The sequence below is a fragment of the Streptomyces sp. NPDC096040 genome (genome assembly GCF_040303265.1).
Taxonomy (GTDB): Bacteria; Actinomycetota; Actinomycetes; order Streptomycetales; family Streptomycetaceae; genus Streptomyces.
Window position 1 is genome coordinate 33190 of record NZ_JBEOTA010000016.1, and the last position, 22481, is coordinate 55670.

Consider the following 22481-nt stretch of genomic DNA (forward strand, 5'->3'; position numbering starts at 1 on the left):
CCGGCAGAGGCCACCCGGTCGGCGGCAGCGGATCGACATCCGGGGGGCGGCGTCGCGGGCGAGCCACACACCGTCCGGACTCAGTCCTCGACCGGGTCCACCTGCCAGTCGGGATGGCCGGGCATGGGTGGGGTCTTCGGCCCGTACAGCCAGGGCGTCAGAAACGGCGTCAGATCCTCGCCCGCGACCTCGGAGGCGAGCGCGACGAAGTCCGTGGTGCCGGCCGCACGGCCCCGGTACCTGTTCACCCAGGTGTGCTCGATCCGGTCGAACGTTTCGTCACCGACCTTCTCCCGCAGGGCGTACAGCACCAGCGCCGAGCCGTCGTACCGCATCACCTTGAAGAGTGTCGGCTCCGTCGGCTCGGCGGGGGCTCCGTCGTCGTGGCGCCACTGGTCGTGCTGCTCGTACGCCGCCCGCATGGCGTCCTCCATGCCGACGCCGCCGTGCTCGGCGGAGTACAGCCGCTCGTAGAAACGGGCATGACCCTCACTCAGCCACAGGTCGGACCAGCGCCGGATGGCGACGCTGTCCCCCGTCCAGTGGTGGGTCAGCTCGTGGACCAGATTGCGTTCGGCGTCGACCTGGTCGCCCAGCAGGTCGTCCTTCGGTACGACGGAGAGCGACTGCGTCTCCAGCGCCACCGGCAGATCGGTGTCCCCGACCAGCACGCCGTAGCGGCGGAACGGGTACGGGCCGAGCCGCCGTTCCAGCCAGGCGAGGTGCTCCGGGGTGAGCGAGCGGTCGGCCTCGGTCTCCGCGACCAGGCCGTCAGGTACCACGTCCCGGACGGGCAGTCCGCGCGGGCCCGTGCTGTCGACGAACGCGAATCTCCCGATCGCGACCTGAACCAGTTGTGCCGCGATGGGCTCCTCGGAGTCGTACGTCCAGCGAACGCGTCCGCCGGGCCGCTGGACGCGGTCGACGAGCCGGCCGTTGGCCGCCGCGCGCAGCCCCGCGGGGGTGGTGATGCGGAAGGTTACCGGCGCCCGCAGGCTGGGGTGGTCGTCGACCGGGAAGACCAGCTTGGCGCCGTCGGGCTGCAGACAGAGCAGGGTGCCGTCGGCGGTGGGCACCCAGCCGTACTCCCGGATCGCGTCGCCGCGCTGCCGACGCTGGGTGGGGTCGGCGGTGTAGGTGACGCGGACGGCGAAGGTGCTGCCGCGCGGGATCGGTCGGGCGGGTGTGACCACGAGTTCGTCGCCGTCCCGGACGGCGGCGGCCGGCGCGCCGTCGACGGTGACCTTGTGGAGGGTGTTGCCCGCGAAGTCCAGGTCGAAGCGGGACAGGGCCTGGGTGGCGGTGGCGCTGATGGTGGTGCCGGCCTCGAACGGCGTCTCGGGCGCCCGCCAGTCGAAGTCGAGCGTGTAACGGCGCACCGTGTAACCGCCGTTGCCGTCCAGCGGCATCAGGGGGTCGCCGATGCCCGGTGCGCCGGGGGCCGGGGCCGAGGCAGGGCCGGAGGAGGCGGCCGAGGGGCCGGGGGCGGGGGAGTCGTGGTTCCGGTGCGGGAGGCCGGCGAGCACGGCGTCGCAGGTGAGGGCGACGGCACCGCCGAGGGCGAGGGCGAGGGCCGTGCGACGGACGTGAGCGGTCGTGATCTCCATGGGAGCACTGTGGCAGCAAGATCCGCTTATAGCATCATATGTGCAGCCGGTGTGCGTCCGCACGGGTCAGGGGGTGGTCGGCCGGTCTCCCCGTTGCGGCCGGCGGTCAACTCCCCGTAGAACACCGGCCATGAGAAGACCGATCGTCATGTCCATGCTTGCCGGGGCGACCCTCCTGGCGAGCGCGCTCCTTGGTGCGGGTGCCCCCGCCGCCGTAGCCGCCGACGTCCCGGCGGAGTTCGGCACCGACTGGCACGACCCGGTGACCGCCGCCCCGCCGGTGTCCGTGCCCAAGGGTGCCAAGTCCTGCCAAGTCAACCTGGCCCAGGCCCAGTTCCGTGACTTCACGCCGTACAGCGGCACCTATACGCCACCCCAGGGCTGTGGCGACCGGTGGAGCAAGGTGGTGCTGCGGCTCGACGGCAAGGTGAAGGGCCGTCAGTACGACCGGCTCGGCTATCTGCACGTCGGAGGCGTCGAGGTGCTGCGCACCTCCACCCCCGAGCCCTCGCCGGACGGCATCGAGTGGCACGTGGAGAAGGACGTCACCCGCTACAGCGACACCTTCCGCGGCGCGCAGGACGTCGAGATGCTCATTGGCAACGTCGTCGACGACACGTACACCGGCGTGATCGACGTCAAGGCCACGCTCACCTTCTACGAAGGACGCCCCCGGGCCACCGTCCCCGACAAGGTGCTCACCCTGGACCGCGGTACCACCCTCACCACCCCGCGCAACAGCGAGCGCATCGTCGCCGAGGTGTACGCCACCGGATCCGGCGGCGGTTGCGAGGAGTTCTGGTATCTGACGGTGGCCGACTTGGCGTCGTACTCCTGCAAGGCGGACAAGGGACCCTACCGGGAGGTGCAGATCAAGGTCGACGGCCAACTGGCCGGAGTCGCCTCGCCGTTCCCGAACGTATGGACCGGCGGCTGGTCCAACCCCTTCCTCTGGTACGTCGTTCCGGGCCCCCGCGCCTTCGATGTCAAGCCGATCGAATACGACCTGACGCCGTTCGCCGGACTGCTCGACGACGGTCGCCCACACCAGGTCGAGGTCTCCGTCGCCGGGGTGCCCGAGGGTCAGGCCGGCTGGAGCGCTCCCGTGAACGTGCTGGTCTGGCAGGACGCGCACCGCGCCCACGTCACCGGGAAGCTCACCGAGGCCAAGGCCTCCGAGCCCGTCAACTCCTCGGTTTACACACCGGGTTCGGGGGAGTACCGGGTCGACACCGACGCCGGGCACCGGCTCACCGTCTCCGGATACGTCGACACCTCGCACGGCAGGGTGACCACCACCGTCAGCCGGACACTGGCCAACACCTCGGCGCACCGCTGGAACGACGGCGAAACGACCGACGCGCTCGACGCCACCTGGACGGACGACCAGGACGTCACCGTGAAGGCGGGTGGCGCGCCCCGCGCGACGCGCACTCACCGGACGTACACGATGAACGGCGCCACCACCATCGGCACCGACAACCGGCTGCGTACCCAACTCACCCTCGGCGACCGGGCGGCGGTCACCGGGCCCGCGGGCGGCTGGTCGCGACTGGACGACACCTACCGCGGTGACGCGACGTACACCCTCGATGTGCCGCGCGACCAGCGGCACGCGGTCGGCACGTCGAGCGAGCGCTACCGGCTGTACGGGCCCGGCGGGTGCTACGACCGTTCGCTGGCCACCGAACAGGGGGTGCTGACGGAGGATCGCAGCGGCTGCTGAGCCGAGTTGTGTGCGACGCGTCACCCGGCACGTGATTTACACGGCTGATACACGGTGGTTTCGGAAAGGATCAAGAAGGCCTCAAGAGTGATCGACACGGAAACCGCTTTCCGTATCGCAGAAGTCCCGCTCGGCTTCGGCGAGTCGACGCCCCCCTCCAGGAGTGCCCGTGCCGCAGTCCGTACCGTCCCTGCCGCGACGCGTCGCACGCATACTGCGTACCCCCCTCTTCGCGCAGGTCGCCTGCGCGATCGTGCTCGGAATCGTCGTCGGGAAGCTGTGGCCCGGCTTCGCCTCGGACCTTCAGCCGCTCGGCGACGGTTTCACCCGGCTCATCAAGACGATCATCTCGCCGCTGGTGTTCTGCGTGGTCGTCGTCGGCATCGCCAAGGCCGGTGACCTGAGGGCCTTCGGGCGGATCGGGCTCAAGGCCCTGGTCTGGTTCGAGGTGGCGAGCACGCTCGCGCTGGTCATCGGGCTGGTCGCCGCCAACGTCGTCCAGCCCGGCTCGGGGATGCATGTCGACCCGGCCGCCCTCAGCGCCAAGGCGGTCGACGCGAAGACGGGCGGCGGCTCGCTGCCCTCGACGACCGAGTTCATCCTCGACGCGCTGCCCACCAGTTTCATAGGCGCCTTCGCCGAGAACTCCCTGCTCCAGGTGCTCGTCCTGGCCTGCCTGGTGGGTGCGGCCCTGCTCCACCTCGGCCACACCAAGGTGCCGCAGGTGCTGTCGGCCATCGAGCAGGCCCAGGAGATCATCTTCGCGATCGTCGGCTTCGTGATGCGCCTCGCCCCGATCGCCGTCTTCGGCGCGATGGCCGTCCTGATCGGCCAGTACGGCCTCGGTGTCATCGAGACCTACGCCAAGCTGATCGTCCTGTGCTACGCGGCCGCCGCCCTCTTCGTCGCGCTCCTCGCCGTCGCCCTTCGGACGGTCACCGGGCTGAGCCTCTGGAAATTCCTCCGCTACATCCGTGAGGAGATGCTGCTCGCGCTCGGGACCGCCTCCACGGAGTCCGTGCTGCCGCGAGTGATGCAGAAGCTGCGGAGGGCCGGCGCCCGCGACGACGCCGTGGGCCTGGTGCTGCCCACCGGGTACTCCTTCAACCTCGACGGCGCCTCGCTCTACCTCTCCATCGGCACCCTGTTCATCGCCCAGGCCGTGGGTGTCGACCTGAGCCTGAGTCAGCAGATCACCGTGGTCCTGGTGCTGATGCTCACCAGCAAGGGCATGGCCGGCATCCCCGGCTCGGCCTTCCTGGCGCTGTCCGCGACCGCCTCCTCGCTCGGGGCGATCCCGGCCGGTGCCGTCGCCCTGCTGCTCGGGGTCGACCGCATCATGGACTCGATGCGTGTCGTCACCAACCTGCTCGGCAACTGCGTCGCCGTCTTCGCCGTCTCCCGCTGGGAGGGCGCGCTGGACGTCGAGCGGGCGAAGAAGGTGCTGGGCGGTGAGGTCGCGGTCACCGAGGCCGAGATGCCCGCGCAGGCGCCGGCCAGGGAGCCCGTGTCCGAAGGCTGACGTACAGAAGCAAAGCGGCTCCCCTCCGGAATCCCGGAATCCCGGAATCCCGGAGGGGAGCCGCTTCGTCAGGTCTCAGCAGCGCTTCGTGGCCGCCGTCCCGTCGACCAGTGTGTCGAGCAGGCCGCCCAGCACCTCCCGCTGCTCCTGCGACAGTGGAGCCAGGATCTCCTCGGCGGCGGACCTCCGCGCCGCCCGCAGTTCGCGCAGGGTCTCGCGCCCCTCGTCCGTGATCTCGATCCGGGTCACCCGGCGGTTCGTCGGATCCGGCACCCGGCACACCTTGCCGCTCGCTTCCAGGCCGTCGACCAGCGTCGTCACCGCGCGCGGCACTACCTCAAGTCGTGAGGCGAGGTCGGCCATGCGCGGCGGGGTCTCGTAGTGCGCGAGGGTGCGCAGCAGTCGAGACTGGGCCGGGGTGACGCCCAGATCGCGCGCCTGCAGATGGTGCTTCTGGATCCGCCACACCCGGCGTGTGAGGCGTAGCAACTGCTCGGCGAGCGGGCCGTCGGAGTCGGGGGTGCTCATACGGGAACAATATCAGGACTATGTTCATTGTGAGTATAGGTAACAGTGAGCTATGCTCCGTCAGTCCGTACACACCACACCCATCCGTAGGAGCCATGCCCCGAGACGAGATCAACTGGACCCCCGACGGCACTTCGGCCGGGCAGCCCCGCCAGGTGCGCCGCATCCTCGCCCTCTTCCGTCCCTACCGCGGCCGGCTCGCGATCGTCGGCCTGCTGGTCGGCGCCGCCTCGCTGGTCTCGGTCGCCACGCCCTTCCTTCTGAAGGCGATCCTCGACACCGCGATCCCGCAGGGCCGCACCGGACTGCTCGGCCTGCTGGCGCTGGGCATGATCCTCAGCGCCGTTCTCACCAGCGTCTTCGGTGTACTGCAGACGCTGATATCGACCACCGTCGGCCAGCGCGTCATGCACGACCTGCGCACCGCCGTGTACGGCCGCCTCCAGCGCATGTCGCTCGCGTTCTTCACCCGCACCCGCACGGGCGAGGTCCAGTCCCGCATAGCCAACGACATCGGCGGGATGCAGGCCACCGTCACCTCGACGGCCACCTCCCTGGTCTCCAACCTGACCAGCGTGGTCGCCACGATCGTCGCGATGATCGCTCTCGACTGGCGGCTCACCATCGTCTCGATGGTCCTGCTCCCGGCCTTCGTGTGGATCAGCCGCCGGGTCGGCAACGAGCGCAAGAAGATCACCACCCAGCGCCAGAAGCAGATGGCCGCAATGGCCGCCACGGTCACCGAGTCGCTCTCCGTCAGCGGCATCCTGCTCGGCCGGACCATGGGCCGCGCCGACTCGCTCACCTCCTCCTTCGCCGACGAGTCCGAGCAGCTCGTCGACCTGGAAGTGCGCTCGAACATGGCCGGCCGCTGGCGCATGGCCGTGATCACGATAGTGATGGCCGCGATGCCCGCCGTCATCTACTGGACCGCCGGCATGGCCCTCCAGCTGGGCGGCCCGCAGATCTCGCTGGGCACCATCGTCGCCTTCGTCTCCCTTCAGCAGGGCCTGTTCCGCCCGGCCGTGAGCCTGCTGCAGACCGGCGTCCAGATCCAGACCTCGCTCGCCCTCTTCCAGCGCATCTTCGAGTACCTCGACCTGCCCATCGACATCACCGAGCGGGACGAGCCGGTCCACCTGGACCGGGTGAAGGGCGAGGTGCGCTTCGAGAAGGTCGAGTTCCGCTACGACGACAAGAGCGGGCCCGTCCTCGACGGCATCGACCTCACCGTCCCGGCCGGCGGCAGCCTGGCGGTCGTCGGCCCGACCGGCGCCGGCAAGTCCACGCTCGGCTACCTGGTTCCCCGGCTCTACGACGTCACCGGCGGCCGGGTCACCCTGGACGGCGTCGACGTCCGTGACCTGGACTTCGACACCCTCGCCCGCGCGGTCGGCGTCGTCTCCCAGGAGACGTACCTCTTCCACGCCTCGGTCGCCGACAACCTGCGCTTCGCCAAGCCGGACGCCACTGACGAGGAACTCCACGCTGCCGCCCGCGCGGCCCAGATCCACGACCACATCGCCGCACTGCCCGACGGCTACGACACCGTCGTCGGTGAACGCGGTCACCGCTTCTCGGGCGGTGAGAAGCAGCGGCTGGCCATCGCGCGCACCATCCTGCGCGACCCGCCGGTCCTCATCCTCGACGAGGCGACCAGCGCCCTGGACACCCGCACCGAACACGCCGTACAGGACGCCATCGACGCCCTGTCGGCCAACCGGACGACCGTCACCATCGCCCACCGGCTGTCCACGATCCGCGGCGCCGACCAGATCGTCGTCCTCGACTCCGGACAGGTGGCCGAACGGGGCACCCACGAGGAACTGCTCGAACTCGACGGACGGTACGCGGCGCTGGTGCGCCGGGACGCCCGAGTGGAGACGGCGGGGGAGCAGCCGGCCGGAACCGGCGAGGCGGCCCAGTGGGAGTCGGCGAGACGGCCGGGGCGCCGGCGGGGCGACCGGGAGCGTCAGTGGGTGACTCCACCGGCAAGCTGAAGTCGGCGAGCTGGAGTCGGCGAGCTGGAGTCGGCAACGTGGAGCGGACAAACTGAAGATATGCCGGGTTTGTAGCGGTACGCGGGCTAACGTGCCTGCATGCAGACGAACACTCCGCCACGGAAACCGATCCGGCGGAACGCGATCCGACCGAGGTCGATTCGACGGAAGACGATCCGGCTGACGCGCCGCGGCAGGCTCCTCCTCGTTGCCGCCGGCGTCGTCGTGGCGGGCGCCGCCGTGACGGTGCCGCTGCTGTCCCTGGTCCACGGCGCGCCCGCCGGGCCCGCCACCCTGGTCATCCCGGAAGGCTGGCGGGCGTCCCAGGTCTACGACGCCGTCGACAAGGCGCTCGACCTCCCCGTCGGCAGCACCAAGAGGTCCGTCGGCACCGCGGGCCTGCACCTGCCCGGCGACGCCGGGGGCAACCCGGAGGGCTATCTCTTCCCGGCCACCTATCCCCTGGAGAAGGGTGCGACCCCGCAGTCCGTGCTGCGGTTCATGGTGGACACCGCCAACCAGAGGTTCGACGGGGCGCCCGTCGCGGCCGGTGCGCAGCGCAACGCGCTGAATGTCCACCAGGCGGTGACCATCGCCAGCATCGTCCAGGCCGAGGCGGCGGACAAGGCCGACATGGGGAAGGTGGCCCGGGTCGTCTTCAACCGGCTGCAGAGCGGCATGCCGCTGCAGATGGACTCCACCCTCAACTACGCCCTCAACCGCACCACCGTCGACACCACGCTGAACGACACCCGTATCGAGAACCCGTACAACTCCTACCAGCGCATGGGTCTGCCGCCCACCCCGATCGACAACCCGGGCGAGGACGCCATGCGTGCCGTGATGAACCCGACGCCGGGCAACTGGCTGTACTTCGTCACGGTCAAGCCGGGGGACACGCGGTTCACCGCCGACTACGCGGAACACCAGCGCAATGTCGCCGAGTTCAACGCGGTGCGTAACAGCAAGGGCCCGCAGTCGCAACCGGTCTCGCAGCCACCTCGCTGATCCAAGGGGACGTCATGCGGCCATCGGCTCCCCTGCGAGCAGCCGCCTGATGTCCCGGACGGCTTCGCGGCCCGCGCGGTTGGCGCCGACAGTGCTGGCCGAGGGTCCGTACCCCACGAGGTGGACCCGCGGATCCGCGACCGAACGGGTCCCTTCGACGCGGATCCCACCGCCCGGCTCGCGCAGCCGCAGCGGCGCCAGATGGTCGAGAGCGGCGCGAAAACCAGTCGCCCAGAGGATGACGTCGACGTCGGTATGCCGGCCGTCGTGCCACTCCACCCCGTCCGGAGCGATGCGGTCGAACATCGGCTGCCGGTCCAGGACACCGTCCCTCAGGCCCTGCCGGATGGCATCGTTGAGAGGCAGCCCGGTCACCGAGACCACGCTTCTCGGTGGTAGTCCCTGCCGCACCCGCTCCTCCACCAGCGCGACCGCGGACCGGCCCGCGCCCTCGTCGAAGGGCCCCTCACGGAAGACCGGCGGCCGCCGGGTGACCCAGAGGGTGGCGGCCGCGTACGGGGCAAGCTCCAGCAGATGCTGGGTGCCGGAGGCCCCACCGCCGACGACCACCACCCGCTTCCCGGCGAACTCCGCGGGCCCGGCGTACTGCGCGGTGTGCAACTGTCGCCCACGGAACGTCTCCTGGCCCGGATAGCGCGGCAGGAACGGCCGGTCCCAGGTGCCGGTGGCGTTGATCAGCGCCCGTGTCGACCAGTCCCCGGCGTCCGTCTCCACGAGCAGCCGTCCGCCGTCGCCCTCGCGCACCGCGCGGACGTTCACGGGCCGCCGTACCCGCAGGTCGAAGGTGCGCTCGTAGGCCGCGAAGTACTCACCGATGACCTCGGCGGACGGTCGCGCCGGGTCGGCCCCGGTCAGCTCCATGCCCGGCAGTGCGTGCATCCCGTGGACCTTGCCGTACGTCAGCGAAGGCCACCGGAACTGCCAGGCGCCGCCCGGGGCGGGGGAGTGGTCCAGGACCACGAAGTGGCGGTCCGGCTCGAAGCCGGTGCGCCGCAGGTGATAGGCGCTGGACAGACCGGCCTGACCAGCGCCTATGACGACTACATCGACCTCGCGCACGTTGTTCACGCTTCTACCAACAGGGTGCCGGGCGGGGATCTTCCCGCCCCGGTCGCTCGCACCCGCGGCCCGGTGGCCCGGCGGATGGGCGGATGGGCGGATGGGCGGATGGGCGGATGGGCGAGGATGAGGGCATGTCGGATGCCTTCACCACACGAGTGCTCCAAGTCGCCACCGGGACCCGCGAGCGGGTCGTCGACCTGACCGCCGACTGCGAGGCCTTCCTGCGCGAGGCCGCGGCCGGCCGTGACGGCCTGCTGAACATCTTCACGCCGCACGCGACGGCCGGGATCGCCGTCATCGAGACCGGCGCCGGCAGCGACGACGACCTGCTGGCCACCCTGCACACCCTGCTCCCCGCCGACGACCGCTGGCAGCACCGGCACGGCAGCCCAGGCCACGGCCGCGACCACGTCCTCCCGGCGCTGGTGCCCCCGCACGCCACCCTTCCGGTGATCGACGGCCACCTGGGACTAGGCACCTGGCAGTCGGTGTGCCTGGTCGACACGAACAAGGACAATCCCGAACGAAAGGTGCGTCTCTCCTTCCTTGCGGGCGCCTGATCCCGGCCGTCCGGAATGGCCAGGCCAGGGCCGGACGAGGACGGCGTCTCACCCGACCGGTACAAGGGGAACTCGGCTCTCATCGACCTGTCGTGAAGGCGCGCACGCTGAGCCCTTCCACCCCGAGTCACCGTGTGACGGGCTGTCCGCGCCTGGGTCTCCGGGTCCGGAGGCGAGATCCGTGCCGCCGCCGGCCTCGATCAGCCAGGACAGCGAACCGCTGCCGAACGGCCATCCGGCGGGGGCGCTTGCACCGAGCCGCCACCCGGCTCAGCGGTCAATCGTCACCGGTCCCTTCCGCTGTCGGGCCGAGAGCCGGGATCCGCTACGCCGGCCTGCGCCAGACGGAGATGTGTTTCGTCGAGTCCTGTGCGAACGGGGAACCGTCCCAGTCGGCGACCCTACGCTCCAGTTCGAGCCCCGCGATCCTGGCCATCAGATCCAGCTCGGCCGGCCACGCGTACCGGTGCCGGGAGTCGCCGCGGCGGTAGCGGCCGTCCTCGCCGTCGCGGGTGAGGTGGTGCGAGACGAGGATCTGCCCGACCAGGTCGAAGGTGTCGAAACCGATGTGCCCCGCGGAGACGTCGAACGGCACCGCGACCTGGCCGGGCGGCAGCAGCCGCAGCGGTGGCAGGCCCAGCTCGATCACGAACCGGCCGCCGGGCGCCAGATGCCGGGCCGCGTTGCGGAAGCACTCGACCTGCTCGTCCTGCGTGAGCAGGTTCGAGATCGTGTTGTAGACGAGATAGACCAGGGAGAACTCGCCGGGCACGGTGGTCGTCGCCATGTCCCCGATCACCACCGGCAGCGTCCTGGCGTCGACCTTGCGGCGCAGAACGGCCGCCATGTGCTCGGAGAGCTCGATGCCCACCACGGGCACCCCGCGCTCCCGGAGCGGGACACCGACCCGGCCGGTTCCAATGGCGAACTCCAACGCCCTGCCGTCTCCGGCGAGTTCGGCGAGGAAGTCGACGGTCGGCCCGAGCACGGCGGCCGAGGTCATCCCGGTCTCCTCGGCGTCGTAGCGGTCGGCCTCGGCGCGGCTCCACAGCTCACTGCTCGTCATGGGCGGCCACTCTGCCGGGCGGCCGGCGCCGTCGTCCACGCAATTTCCCGGCCCCCAGGGCTCCTCGAACCGCTGTTGTCAGTGGCGGTCGGTACGGTTTTTCCACAGCGGTCGCACGGACGGATCACGGCGGATCGGGTGGGGAACATGACCATGGTGGACATCTCGTACGCGGAGGGCTGGGATGCCGAGACCCGCCGCGCGTACCGGCCGCTCTCGGCGGCGGGGGCACGGCGGCGGAACGACGAGGGCGAACCGTATGTGGTGATCCACCGGGAGCCGGGACGGCCCGAACCCGTGGCGGTGTACCTCGTGGCCTGGTCCGACCACCACGTCGGGCACTGGATGTACGACGAGTCGGGGCGCCGCACCCGCGAGTACGACCTGCGGCTGCTGGAACCGGGCCGTCTGTTCGTACGGCAGGTCGTGGAGCGGCGCTACGCCACACCGGACCAGCCCGACCGGGCCCGCGACGCCTGGCGGACCACGCTCAATCTGACGCCCGGCGACAAGGCCGAGTACATCGTCCAGGAACAGGCCGATGCCGGCTCGACCCGGCACGGCTGGAGGGAACTGCCGGAAGCACAGTGGTGGATTCCCCGGGAGGCCTTCGGCGTCGGTACCGCCCGTGGCCGGGACGAGTCCCCGGCTGCCGATCCGGACGGGACCGGCGACGGACCGGAGCCGCCGGCATCCCTGTGGAGAGCGCCCCGGCCGTACCGGCCGGAGTTCGATGTGCAGGAACTCCTCAAGCCGGGCAACCGGTTCGCCTGCGACAGCTTCGTCACCGAGAACGAGGGCGAGGTGACCGTCGACCGGGTCGAGGACGTCACCACGCTCCGGGTGCCCAGCGGCCGGCTGGTGGTCGCCGACCCCTTGACCGGCACTCCCAGGGAACTCACCGAGCGTATCCCGCCCGGGGAATACCCTCTGCAGACGGCCGTGCTCGTCGGCGAGGGCGATTACCACGGTGAACCCTTCGCGGTGTCGGAAGAACCCCTGATACGACTGCTCATCTCCGACGAACCGGCGGTCACCTGGGAGTTGGGACTCGGGGAGGGCGAGGACCCCCGGCTGCTGCTGGACGGCCATGCCTACGGATTCGGCACCGACGCGGCACAGGGCTCTTTCGCCGACGCCTCCGGCTGGGACACGCTGGCCGGGACCTTTCGGCGCTACTTCGACGGGGACGGCGACGGCGGAGTCGAGGAGGTCAGGACCGGCACCCTGCGGGTCGCCGACGAGAAGACCGGCGGCGACCTGGTGACCTTCTGCACCGGGGGCGACGGAACCTGGTCGGTGTGGCTGGGCCGGGCGGCCTCCGGAGACGTGGTCTCCATCGTGGTGCCCACCGGCTGGCTCTCGGACTACCGGCCTTTGTGATCCTCCGGCTACCGGCCGTCGTGATCCTCCGGTGGCCGCCTGCTGCCCTGTAGCTGCCCGCGGCCCGGCGAACGTCCATGGCCCGGCGGACGCCTTCTGCCCTCCGACCGGTCGGGTGCGGGTACCAGGCCCAGGCGCTGGGCGTGCAGGACCGTGCTGAGACGGTCGCGGGTGCCGAGTTTGCGGTAGATGTTCTCGACGTGTTTGTGCACCGTGCGGGCCGAGATGCCCAGACGCCGGCCGATCGCGTCCGCCGTCAGGGCGTCGGTGAGCAGGAGCAGGACGGTGAGTTCACGGGGCGTCAGCGCGCAGTCAGCCGCGATTTCCTCCGGCTCACCGGCGTTCGCGGCCAACCTGCGCCACTGTTCCAGCAGTTGGCGCTGCTGTTCCACGGCGGCGAGCAGCGGCTGGGCGCGCTCGGCGGTCCGTAGGTGGTCGTCGGTGAAGTCCGCGCCGGAGCGGTAGACCAGACAGCCCGTGATCGGCGCGACCGTCCCGGGCAGCGGGAGCGCCAGGACCTGGTCCAGGTCCAGGGAACGGCCGAGGATCCGCGCGGTCTTGCTCGCCTTCCAGGCCTCCCGTGCGAGCTGACGGGCCGTGACGGGGGCACGGCCGAGGCCGGCCGCGTAGTGGTGGGCGAACGGGTAGCCCGAGCGCAGCACGCTCAGTGCCTCGTCGCCGAGCCGGCCCAACTCGGCGGCGGCAGCGGCCGACATACCGAGTGTGCCCTCGCCCTCGTTCCAGTCGTCCAGCTTGTAGATCAGCGTCTCTCCGCCGCACAGGTCGGCCAGCGCGTCGGCGAGCAGTGGCCACAGCCGTTCGGGCTCGCGCTCGTTCAACGCGGCCACGGCCAGCCCGGTGAGGCGTTCGTAGGCCCTGTCCAGCCGGTGTGACACGTGTTCCTCTCTGCCCTTGCCGTACGCAGTTATACGCATACCCACACGACAGCCCGCTGTCGCATGCTTCAACCGGGCACCGAGATCGGGTCCGACGACTCCGGTGATGAGGGCCGCCGGCACGGGGGAGTGGCGGCCCACATCCGGTCGTCGGCCCGGTCACCCGTCCCAGGCCGCGGCGCACAGCGCACGGTCCACCTCGTCCGCGTAGCGCGCCGCGGTCATCCAGGCCCGGGCGAACCGGCCCGTGTCCGCCGGAAGCGGCCGGGCGAAGGCGTCGCGTGAGCGTTCCGCCGCGGCGGCGAGCAACCCGTCGAGGATATCGGCCGCAGGGGAGACCACTGACAACGCCCTTCGCGGTCCTCAACGACGGGCGAAAAGCACAGTTCAGCGGGGGCAGCGGGGATGGCTGAGAGGCGTACGGCGAGGTACGGGAACGGCCCCGGTCCGCAGGCGGTCACGCCTGGACCGGGGCCGTAGGAAGGTCACGTGGGCGAGGACCTCAGCCCTGCCCAGCCTCCTTCTCCCGCATCAGGTTCTTCAGGCGCGCGCCCTCCTTGCGGACCTCGGCCTGCGTGGCGCGCTCCTTCTCCAGCCACTCGGGCCGCTCGCGCTTGAGTTCCTCGATCTGCTCGGTGGTGAGCGGCTCCGTCACCCCGCCGCGCGCCAGCCCCGCGATGGACACGCCCAGCTTCTCCGCGACCACCGGACGCGGGTGCGGCCCGTTGGCCCGCAGCTCGCGCAGCCACTCGGGCGGGTCGGCCTGGAGCTCGGTCAGCTCGGCGCGTGAGACGGCACCCTCCTGGAAGGCGGCGGGCGTGGCGGGCAGGTACACACCCAGCTTCTTGGCCGCGGTCGCGGGCTTCATCGTCTGGGTGGTCTGGTGCGAACTCATGAGGTCAAGGGTATCGGCCGGGTACGAAAGCGCCGACCACGGCCGATGCGGGGCCGCCGCCCCCGGCCGGTTAACCTGGCCTGGTGACAGGCTCGGAGGAAACACCGTCGTTCCGGCTCGCGTACGTCCCCGGCGTGACGCCCGCCAAATGGGTACGGATCTGGAACGAGCGCCTGCCCGACGTCCCCCTCAGCCTCCACCAGGTCACCGCTGCGGAGGCGTCCGACATGCTGCGCGCGGGCGACGCGGACGCCGGTTTCGTGCGGCTCCCGGTGGACCGTACGTTCTTCAGCGCGATCCCCCTCTACACCGAGGCCACGGTGGTCGTCGTACCCAAGGACCACGTGATCACGGCGGCCGAGGAGGTCACCGTCGCCGAACTCGCCGACGAGGTCGTCTTCCACCCTCTGGACGACGTCTTCGACTGGGAAGCACCGCCCGGCGAGCCCGCCTTCGAGCGCCCGGCCACCACCGAGGACGCCGTCGAACTGGTCGCCGCCGGCGTCGGCCTCCTGGTCGTCCCGCAGTCGCTGGCCCGTCTCCACCACCGCCGGGACCTCACCTACCGGCCGCTCACCGACGCCCCTCAGTCGACCGTGGCCCTGTCCTGGCCCGAGGAAGCCACCACGGACCTGGTCGAGGACTTCATCGGCATCGTCCGCGGCCGCACGGTCAACAGCACACGCGGCCGCCAGCCCGAACAGACGCCCCAGGAGTCGCGGGCCTCGCAGTCGCAGCCCAAACGGCCGCAGAAGGCGACCGCGGCAAGCCGTGGCGCACAGGGCCGGGCCGGCGGACCCAAGCGCACCCAGTCCGCCAAGCCCGCGAAACGCGGAAAGCCCCGCCGCCGGTCGTAAGCCACGAGTCGTAAGCCACGAGTCGTAAGCGCCGTGCTGTAACCCGGAAGCCGCAAGGCGGCAAGGCACACGCCGAGGCCGGGCCCCATGCCCGTTGCCCGCTCCCGGTCCGCTTCCGCGCGCCCCGATCGCCTCCCCGGATCCTGCACGACCGGTTCCCGGCCCACCAGGGCCGCCATCAGCAGCTGGTCGAGCGCCTTGGCCTGATGGGGTGCGTTGCCCGGCGGAACCACCGCGTCCACGGCTAGGATCCGCCCGCCCGGCGCCACGCACCGAGCCGGAGCCGCCGCGGTGTTCCAGTCCGCGGGTCTGAAGCTGTCGAAGGTCGTGCCGACGTCGACCGTGCTCTCGGTGATGGAAGCGGTGGCCGCCCAGCAGATCCCGGGCCAGGCCTGGCAGGCACTGGGCCAGGTCCGGCGGCAGCCGGGGCTCAGACGTCCTCCGGCTCCTTCGACCGCTCGCGCAGATCGGCGACCGCAACACACAGCGCCACCAGGATGAACCCGACGGACGTGAGCAGGCCCAGCTGGAGAGCCTCGGTGGCCGGGCCGCGGTTCGCGAGGTGGGCGAAGTACACCGAGCCCACCACGGCGATCCCGGCCGCCGAGCCGAGGCGCTGGCCGGTCTGCAGCACCCCGCCGGCCGCGCCGGCCCGCTTCACCGGGACGCGGGTGAGCGTGAGCGTCGTGTTGGGGGAGACCGTGAGACCGGAGCCGATCCCGCCGACGATCATCGGCACCGCCGCGGCCCACCCCACGCTCTCCAACGGCACCAGCCGCACCACCGCGACGATCCCGAGCAGCCCCAGCGCCACCCCACTGAGGCCGATGACGATCAGCTTGCGCCCATGGCGCACCACCAGCCGGCCCCCGAGAGCGGCACCGACCGCCGAGGCGGCCGCGAACGGCAGCACCGTGAGACCGGAGGCCAGCGCGCTGTATCCGGCCGCGTTCTGCAGGAACAGGGCGAGGACGAAGAAGACCGTGGTGAAGCCCGCGAAGTAGGTCAGGCTGATCAGCGCGCCGAGGGTGAAGGACCGCAGCGAGAACAGGTTCAGGTCGACCAGGGGCGCCCGTCCGAGCCGCCCCTGCCGCCGCTCCCATGTCCAGAACAGGCCAAGCAGCACTCCGCCCACCGGCAGCAACGCCCACTTCAGCCGCCCGGTCCACTGCTGCTCCTGCACCAGCGGCAGCATCAGTGCGAGCACACCGGCTCCGAGGAGCATCACCCCGACGGGGTCGAACTCCTCCCGCCGGCCCGGCGATCCGGGGAACCGGGGCAGCAGCCGCAGCCCCGCGAAGAACGCGGCGACGCCGATGGGCAGGTTGACGAAGAACACCCAGCGCCAGCCGTCGCCGGTGCCGACCGCGTCGATGATCAGACCGCCCGCCAGCGGGCCCACCGCCGTCGAGACCCCGATGACACTGCCGAGCAGACCGAAGGCCTTGGCCCGCTCGGCGCCCTGGAACATCTGCTGGATCAGTCCCGAGGTCTGCGGGGCCACCATGCCCGCCGCCGTGCCCTGGATCAGCCGGCACACCACCAGCCAGTCGGGGCTCGCGGCGAGCCCGCAGGCCGCCGACGCCACCGTGAACACGGCCAGGCCGAACAGGAAGGCCTGGCGCCGCCCGTGCATGTCGCCGAGCCGGCCGGCCGGGACGAGCGCCAGCCCGAAGGTCAGGGCATAGCCGGAGACCACCCAGGCCTGGGCGGCCTCCGTCGCGCCCAGCCCGTGCTCGATCGAGGGCAGTGCCACGTTCACGATCGAGGTGTCGAGCAGCGAGATGAAGCCGGCCGCCAGACACACCCCGAGCGCCCGCCACCGCCGGTCCTCGGTGGCCGGTAGCTGTGGCTTTGCCCAGGTCGTGGTCATGCGGCCACGCTATGCAGCCATCACGGACATCGCACGACCGGCGGAGCGAACGGCTGGCCGCACTGACCCTTCCGGGTGACAGCGTGGATACCAGCGACCGTACGAACCCGTCCACCCGATGTCAGCGCGCGTACGACGCCTTTCCCGCTGTGGCCACGATCCGGTCCCCGTCGGCCCGGCCAGCAGCCCTCCCGCCACCCACGCGGCCACCACCGCCCGCACCCGCGCCAGCAGCGCCCGCTCGTCGTGGAACGGTGCCCCGGCCCAGACCTCGTCCAGCAGCGAGCCGCCGTCCGGCTTCGCCGGGTTGGCGACCCCCGAGTCGAGGCCCCCGAACACCACCATGGGTTCTCCGGATAGGCCGCGAGGAATCCCGGGTGACCGGGCCCGCCCCAGGTCCTGCGCAGGGCGGCGTCGAGGCCGCGTCCCGGGGCGTCCGCGAGCGTCGAACCCGACGTCTCGCCGAAGGTGTACGAGACCAGGTCGCCGCTCAACGCCCTTGACCACACGTCGAAGCCACCGAAGGCGCCGGCGAAGACGGGGTCGGCGGAGTAGTGGGAGCGGCCGAGCCAGTGGTGGGCGAGGGTGCCGAGCGCGGCCGGGGTGAGGGACATGGCCGTGTTGCGGGCCACGGCCGTGCCGTTGACGTACAGCGTGCCGGTGCCGTCGCCGATCGCGGCCGTGTGCGGCCAGGGTCTGCCGGGTCGCCTCGTAGTAGTTCGGCTCGCTGTCCACGAGGGTTCCGTCGAGATCGAAGATGACCGAGAGGCCGCCGAGATCGCTCATGGGACCAGGATGCCGTTACGCGCGTGCCGCCCGGCCGATGGATTCCACCAGCGGCAGCAGCCGGTGCGGAACGCGCTCGCGCAGGGCCACCTCCGTGCGGGTGCGAACCACGCCCGGCAGGCTGATCAGCTTCTGGATCACGTCCTCCAGGTGCGCGTTGTCCCGCGCCACCACCCGGGTCAGCAGATCACCGCCGCCCGTGATCGAGAACGCCTCCACGATCTCCGGCACGGCGGCCAGCGCCTCCCCCACGTCGTCCAGATGGCCCTGGGTGACCTCGATGTGCACAAAGGCCAGCACCGGGTGGCCGAGTGCGGCCGGGGAGAGGGAGGGGCCGCCGCCGATGATCACGCCGTCCCGCTCCAGCCGGTCCAGGCGGGCCTGCAGAGTGCCCCGGGCGACACCGAGGACCCGGGCGTACTCGCGCACGCTGGTGCGCGGCTGCTCAAGGAGCAGCCGAAGAATGCGGGTGTCGAGCTCGTCCACGGTCACGGCGTACGACTGTACCAATGGCTCATGGCCACTCCTTGCCGAGCTGGACCACTGGCGTTCCAAGCGGAGTGAGGCCTGGGACAAGAGTAGACCAATGGCCCAGTGAAATCGGAGACACTTGAGCCAGTCGCTCCGGCGATGCTCTCATGTGTGGTGTCGATGGCGCTGCGGACCCCGCGGCGCCATTTCTGTGCCGTCCGTGAGAGGGGAAGCAGTGCTGAAGAGGGCGTTCACGGCTCCGGACCCGGGGCGGGTGCGGCTGCGCTTCGCCGCACGGGCCGTGCTGGGCATCGGCCTCGCCGTCGTGCTCTGCGGGCTGGCCGGACACTCCGTCACGGGCGCCGTCGCCGGGGGGCTCGCCGCGCTGCTCGCCCTGTTCACGGTCGCCGACGCCACCGTGCGCGGGCAGGCCGTCACCACCGCGCTGCTGCCCGCCGTGGGCCTGCCGGTGCTGGCCGCCGCGGCCGGGCTGCACGACGCGCCCGTCGCACGGGACCTGGTCTTCCTCGCCGTGGTCGGCGCGGGCGTGTACGCGCGCCGCTGGGGGCCGCGCGGTCACAGCCTCGGCGTGTTCGCGTTCATGACCTACTTCGTGGCCCAGTTCCTGCACGCCACGCCCCGACAGCTGCCCGAGCTGTACGCCGCCGTCCTGCTGTCCGTGCTCAGCGCGGCCACCGTGCGCTTCGGCCTCTGGTGCTACGAGCGCCACCTCCCCCCGGCGCCGGTACCCGCCCCGCCCGCCGGCACCGGCCTGGCCCGGGTGACCACCCGGCAGGCGGTCCAGGCGACCGCGGGCGCGGGTTTCGCGCTGGTCGTCGGTCAGGCGGTGTCGGGTCAGCGCTGGTACTGGGCGGTCGGCGCCACCTGGTGGATCTTCGTCAACACCGCCTCGCGCGGCGAGACCCTGGTGAGGGGCTTCCGGAGGGTCCTCGGCACGGTCATCGGCATCGCGCTCGGCCTGCTCGTCGCCGTTCCCGTGCACGGCGCCCCCGTCCCCACCGCCGTCCTGGTGTCGGCGGCCGTCTTCGGCATCTTCTACTCGGCCGCCGTCTCCTACACCTGGATGATGCTCTGGGTGACCCTCCTGGCGGAACTCCTCTACGGCCTCCTCGGCGTCCTCACCCCCGGCCTCCTGGCGCTCCGGCTCACCGAGACCGGAGTGGGCGCCCTCGGCGCCGGACTCGCCGTGCTGTTCGTACTGCCGGTCACCACCCACCTCACCACCGACGCCTGGATCCAGCGCGCCCTGCGCTGTGTCCACGCCTGCACGGCCGAGGCCGCCGCCCGGCTCGCGGGGTCCGCCACCGCCGACCCGGCACCCCGGGTGGCCGAACTGGAGCAGCTGCTCGGCCGGGTACGGCTCTCGGTCGCACCCCTCGTCCATCCGCTTACCCCGATGCGCGGCCGAAAGCGCCGCGCCCGACGGGTCCTCGCCCTGCTCGACGACTGCGCGCGGGAGGTCCGCGGCCTGGTCGCCGTCGCCGCCGACCCCGAGGCCTCTCACGACGCCCGGCTGGCCGCCGCCTGCTGGCGCGTGGAGGCGGCCGTGGAGGCGCTCACCCGGGGCTCCGCACGCATCACCGGCCCCACCGATCCGCCCACCGAGCCCGCCCTGGCCCATCTGCACGGCCTGGAGCGCGCCCTGGCCGAACTTGCCGAGCCGCTGCGCGCACCCTCGGGCTCACCCCTGGTCGGCGCCTGAGAGCTTTTCGATACGGAAGTCGGCGAACGCGGCCCGGAAGCCGGGGCTGCGGCGGAGGATCGTGATCCAGGAGGGGCCCGGCTGGAAGGCCTCCAGGCTGAGGCGTTCGTCGCAGGCGGCCGCCGCGACCGACGCCCGCCATGTGTCCACGCTGATGACGATGTCGGGTGCGAAGCGCCGTCGTGTGGCTCAGCCGGCCGGCCCGAGCCGGAGGACCGGCCGTGACCGGCGGAGCGGTCCTGGCAGGGCCGGACGGCAAGCTGCGCTGCCCCTGGGACCTGTCGCTGAATCATTGCGCCTGCTGCGCCCGGGCGGCCTGACGCGCCGCCCCGGAAGTCTTGGTCTAGACCGCAAACTGCTACCGTCGGCCCCGGACTGGCTCGTACTGACTCGTACCGGCTCGTATGGAGAGGGGACACCGGTGACAGACGGCGGCAGGCGGCGGAGGGCGTTCATCGGGTCGTTCACGGCGGCGGGCGGGCCCGGCGTCGTCACGGCGGCGGTCCATTCACGCAGCGGCGCCCTGGCCCTCCTGGAGAGCGTTGACGGCATCCCCGACCCGTCGTATCTCGCGCTCGCGCCCGGCGGGCACACCCTGTACGCGGTCAGCGAGACCGCCGACGGTGCCGTGGCCGCGTACCACGTCCACGACGACAAGCCACGGCTCGCCGGACCGCCGGTCCCGGTCGACGCCAGCGGCCCCACCCACCTCAGCGTCTTCGACGGTCACGTCCTGACCGCCAACTACGGCTCCGGCAGCGTCAGCGCCGTCCCCGTCCGGCCCGACGGCACCCTCGCGGGCGCCGCCTCCGGGGTGCTCCGGCACAGCGGTTCGGGCCCGCACGAGCGCCGCCAGCGCGGCCCGCACGCCCACCAGGTACAGCCGGACCCGAGCGGCCGCTGGGCGGTCAGCGTCGACCTCGGCACCGACTCGGTCCGGGTCTGCACCCTGAAGGACGGCACCCCCGCCGTCCACCGCGAGTTCGCCCTGCGTCCCGGATCCGGCCCCCGCCACCTGGCCTTCCACCCCGGCGGCCGGTACGCCTACGTGGTCAACGAACTCACGCCCACCGTCACCGTCTGCCGCTGGGACGCCGACACCGGCGCTCTGAAGCCACTGGCCGAGACCCCGGTGCTGCCCGGCGCCCCGGCCGGCGACGCCTACCCGTCGGGCATCGTCGTGTCGCCCGACGGCCGCTTCGTCTGGACGGCGACCCGGGGCGAGGACGTCCTGACGACGTTCGCGGTCGACGAGGACCAACTGCGTCTCACGGCGACGGTCCCGTGCGGAGGCCACTGGCCGCGGGCGCTCATGGAGTCCGACGGCTTCCTGTACTCGGCGAACGAACGCTCCGGCGACATCACGTGGTTCGCCGTCGACCAGGAGACGGGCGTACCGCGTTACGACGGCTCGGTGGAGGTCCCGGCAGCGTCCTGCATCGTTTTCGACTGAGACCGCGTGCGGCGACGGGCCCCTTCCAGGAAAGGACCCGTCAGGACACACACGCCGACCTCAGCGCACCGGCGCACCCTGTGCCTGCTGCGGAGCGATCCCCAGCGACGTCGTGTACTTGGCCAGCGCCAGCTTGCCGATCGCCGGATACGGTCCCAGCGGCTCGGCGGTGGCGCACCCCGCTTCCTCGGCGGCCGCTGCCAGCAGGCCACCGTCGATCTCGGGACCGATCAGATACGGCGCCAGTGCCAGCTGCTGCGACCCCGAGCCCCGCAGCTGCTCCGCGACGGAGGCGATCGAACCCTCCTGGTCCAGCGCCGCGGCCATCACCGGCACGGCCAGGCGGGCGGCGAGCAGCATGCCGGTGATCCCGGCGGCCTGTACGGCCTCCTCGCCGCCCACGGAGGCGAGGATGATGCCGTCGGCGGCCGTCGCCACGGTGAACAGGCGGGCGCGGTCGGCGCGGGCCAGGCCGGCCTCCGACAGGCGCACGTGCAGCGCCTCGGCGAGCAGCGGGTGCGGGCCGAGGACATCGGTCAGGTCGGCGGCGACCCGGCTCTCCATGACGGCCTGGCGCACTTGGCGCAGCAGTGCGCTGTCCGGACCGGCCAGCAGCGGTACGACGACCGCCACCGGGCCGTCGGGCGCCTTGACGCCCTCGACACCGGCGGCGACGGCCTGCTCGTAGCGGGCGGCGCGCCCCTCCGCCGCACCGGTGAGCACGGACTGGAGGGTGGGGAACTCCGCGTCGTCCCCGTCCAGGTACCCGATCCGGGCGTCCAGGCCGGGCAGCTCGGAGCGGGCGATGCTCACGACCTCCTCGGCGAGGCCGCGCGTGGCCGCGCTGGGCCTCCCCGGCACCGCGAGGACGAGCGCGGGCGCGTCCTGGGGAGCCACCAGCGGCTCGGGTCGGCGGTGCCGCCCGGGCTGGCGAGGTCGCGGCATTCGTACTGGCAGGCCGGACGCGGGCCCAGTGGGGGAGCTCATGGCGACGCATGTTACTGGCTTATTGGGCTCCCCTGTTCGGGGAGGGTGCACGTGAGC

At 71.7% G+C, this 22481-nt stretch carries 19 protein-coding genes and 3 pseudogenes; 9 read left to right on the plus strand and 13 right to left on the minus strand.

The window, feature by feature from the left end; genetic code table 11:
- Positions 1 to 80: 80 nt before the first annotated feature.
- A complete protein-coding gene (locus ABTY98_RS22735) occupies positions 81 to 1607 on the minus strand; it encodes a M1 family metallopeptidase (RefSeq protein WP_352222755.1) in 1527 nt (508 codons plus the stop codon).
- A 130-nt stretch (positions 1608 to 1737) separates the two neighbouring features.
- Here ABTY98_RS22735 and ABTY98_RS22740 point away from each other — a divergent pair, with 130 nt between their 5' ends.
- Both ABTY98_RS22740 and ABTY98_RS22745 read left to right on the plus strand, forming a co-directional pair.
- Positions 1738 to 3333 carry a peptide-N4-asparagine amidase gene (locus ABTY98_RS22740; RefSeq protein WP_352222756.1) on the plus strand — a complete coding sequence of 532 codons (1596 nt, stop codon included), beginning with the start codon at positions 1738 to 1740 and terminating at the stop codon, positions 3331 to 3333.
- A 169-nt stretch (positions 3334 to 3502) separates the two neighbouring features.
- Positions 3503 to 4855, plus strand: coding sequence for a cation:dicarboxylate symporter family transporter (locus ABTY98_RS22745; RefSeq protein WP_352222757.1), 1353 nt, complete (start codon positions 3503 to 3505; stop codon positions 4853 to 4855).
- Between the two features lie 75 nt (positions 4856 to 4930).
- Here ABTY98_RS22745 and ABTY98_RS22750 read toward each other — a convergent pair whose 3' ends face one another.
- Positions 4931 to 5383 (minus strand): MarR family winged helix-turn-helix transcriptional regulator, encoded by a 453-nt coding sequence (locus tag ABTY98_RS22750; RefSeq protein ID WP_352222759.1) that lies wholly within the window; start codon positions 5381 to 5383, stop codon positions 4931 to 4933.
- Between the two features lie 95 nt (positions 5384 to 5478).
- Between ABTY98_RS22750 and ABTY98_RS22755 the strand changes: the two genes are divergently transcribed.
- Positions 5479 to 7383, plus strand: coding sequence for an ABC transporter ATP-binding protein (locus ABTY98_RS22755; protein WP_352222760.1), 1905 nt, complete (start codon positions 5479 to 5481; stop codon positions 7381 to 7383).
- Positions 7384 to 7482: 99 nt separating this feature from the next.
- Positions 7483 to 8391: an endolytic transglycosylase MltG gene (mltG, locus tag ABTY98_RS22760; RefSeq protein WP_352222762.1), complete on the plus strand. Its 909-nt coding sequence runs from the start codon at positions 7483 to 7485 to the stop codon at positions 8389 to 8391.
- A gap of 12 nt (positions 8392 to 8403) precedes the next feature.
- Here mltG and ABTY98_RS22765 read toward each other — a convergent pair whose 3' ends face one another.
- Positions 8404 to 9480, minus strand: a complete 1077-nt coding sequence (locus tag ABTY98_RS22765) for an NAD(P)-binding domain-containing protein (protein WP_352222763.1) — start codon at positions 9478 to 9480, stop codon at positions 8404 to 8406.
- A gap of 125 nt (positions 9481 to 9605) precedes the next feature.
- Between ABTY98_RS22765 and ABTY98_RS22770 the strand changes: the two genes are divergently transcribed.
- Positions 9606 to 10034 (plus strand): secondary thiamine-phosphate synthase enzyme YjbQ, encoded by a 429-nt coding sequence (locus tag ABTY98_RS22770; RefSeq protein WP_352222764.1) that lies wholly within the window; start codon positions 9606 to 9608, stop codon positions 10032 to 10034.
- Between the two features lie 325 nt (positions 10035 to 10359).
- On the opposite strand, the gene ABTY98_RS22775 is transcribed toward ABTY98_RS22770, so the two are convergent.
- Positions 10360 to 11100: a class I SAM-dependent DNA methyltransferase gene (locus ABTY98_RS22775; RefSeq protein WP_352222765.1), complete on the minus strand. Its 741-nt coding sequence runs from the start codon at positions 11098 to 11100 to the stop codon at positions 10360 to 10362.
- 147 nt (positions 11101 to 11247) lie between these two features.
- Here ABTY98_RS22775 and ABTY98_RS22780 point away from each other — a divergent pair, with 147 nt between their 5' ends.
- A complete protein-coding gene (locus ABTY98_RS22780) occupies positions 11248 to 12483 on the plus strand; it encodes a DUF4241 domain-containing protein (protein WP_352222766.1) in 1236 nt (411 codons plus the stop codon).
- Between the two features lie 8 nt (positions 12484 to 12491).
- On the opposite strand, the gene ABTY98_RS22785 is transcribed toward ABTY98_RS22780, so the two are convergent.
- The 3 genes from ABTY98_RS22785 to ABTY98_RS22795 all read right to left on the minus strand — a co-directional run bounded on the left by ABTY98_RS22785 (position 12492) and on the right by ABTY98_RS22795 (position 14274).
- Positions 12492 to 13418, minus strand: coding sequence for a helix-turn-helix transcriptional regulator (locus ABTY98_RS22785; protein ID WP_352222767.1), 927 nt, complete (start codon positions 13416 to 13418; stop codon positions 12492 to 12494).
- A gap of 120 nt (positions 13419 to 13538) precedes the next feature.
- On the minus strand, positions 13539 to 13721 hold the full coding sequence (locus ABTY98_RS22790) for a hypothetical protein (protein WP_352222768.1): 183 nt from the start codon (positions 13719 to 13721) through the stop codon (positions 13539 to 13541).
- A 160-nt stretch (positions 13722 to 13881) separates the two neighbouring features.
- The gene (locus ABTY98_RS22795) at positions 13882 to 14274 is read right to left on the minus strand and encodes a DUF5997 family protein (protein ID WP_352222769.1); all 393 of its coding nucleotides are present in this window, start codon (positions 14272 to 14274) and stop codon (positions 13882 to 13884) included.
- An 83-nt stretch (positions 14275 to 14357) separates the two neighbouring features.
- On the opposite strand from ABTY98_RS22795, the gene ABTY98_RS22800 reads away from it, so the two are divergent.
- A complete protein-coding gene (locus ABTY98_RS22800; protein WP_352222771.1) occupies positions 14358 to 15131 on the plus strand; it encodes a LysR family substrate-binding domain-containing protein in 774 nt (257 codons plus the stop codon).
- Positions 15132 to 15561: 430 nt separating this feature from the next.
- On the opposite strand, the gene ABTY98_RS22805 is transcribed toward ABTY98_RS22800, so the two are convergent.
- From ABTY98_RS22805 to ABTY98_RS22820, 4 genes and pseudogenes are all read right to left on the minus strand, one after another.
- A complete protein-coding gene (locus ABTY98_RS22805) occupies positions 15562 to 17004 on the minus strand; it encodes an MFS transporter (RefSeq protein WP_352222772.1) in 1443 nt (480 codons plus the stop codon).
- A gap of 305 nt (positions 17005 to 17309) precedes the next feature.
- A pseudogene (locus ABTY98_RS22810) lies at positions 17310 to 17720 on the minus strand (LamG-like jellyroll fold domain-containing protein); the annotation flags it as partial.
- Positions 17683 to 17790, minus strand: a pseudogene (locus tag ABTY98_RS22815) (HAD hydrolase-like protein); the annotation flags it as partial. The pseudogenes ABTY98_RS22810 and ABTY98_RS22815, both read right to left, overlap by 38 nt.
- A gap of 15 nt (positions 17791 to 17805) precedes the next feature.
- The gene (locus ABTY98_RS22820) at positions 17806 to 18282 is read right to left on the minus strand and encodes an Lrp/AsnC family transcriptional regulator (protein WP_352222773.1); all 477 of its coding nucleotides are present in this window, start codon (positions 18280 to 18282) and stop codon (positions 17806 to 17808) included.
- A 214-nt stretch (positions 18283 to 18496) separates the two neighbouring features.
- Between ABTY98_RS22820 and ABTY98_RS22825 the strand changes: the two genes are divergently transcribed.
- Complete coding sequence (locus ABTY98_RS22825) at positions 18497 to 19984, plus strand: FUSC family protein (RefSeq protein WP_352222931.1); 1488 nt, start codon at positions 18497 to 18499, stop codon at positions 19982 to 19984.
- Here the strand turns inward: ABTY98_RS22825 and ABTY98_RS22830 are convergent.
- A pseudogene (locus ABTY98_RS22830) lies at positions 19982 to 20092 on the minus strand (DNA-3-methyladenine glycosylase I); the annotation flags it as partial. The gene ABTY98_RS22825 and the pseudogene ABTY98_RS22830 sit on opposite strands and share 3 nt — an antisense overlap.
- 313 nt (positions 20093 to 20405) lie before the next feature.
- Here ABTY98_RS22830 and ABTY98_RS22835 point away from each other — a divergent pair.
- Positions 20406 to 21437, plus strand: a complete 1032-nt coding sequence (locus ABTY98_RS22835; RefSeq protein ID WP_352222774.1) for a lactonase family protein — start codon at positions 20406 to 20408, stop codon at positions 21435 to 21437.
- Between the two features lie 60 nt (positions 21438 to 21497).
- Here the strand turns inward: ABTY98_RS22835 and ABTY98_RS22840 are convergent, their stop codons facing one another.
- On the minus strand, positions 21498 to 22424 hold the full coding sequence (locus ABTY98_RS22840; protein WP_352222775.1) for a sirohydrochlorin chelatase: 927 nt from the start codon (positions 22422 to 22424) through the stop codon (positions 21498 to 21500).
- Between the last annotated feature and the right edge of the window lie 57 nt (positions 22425 to 22481).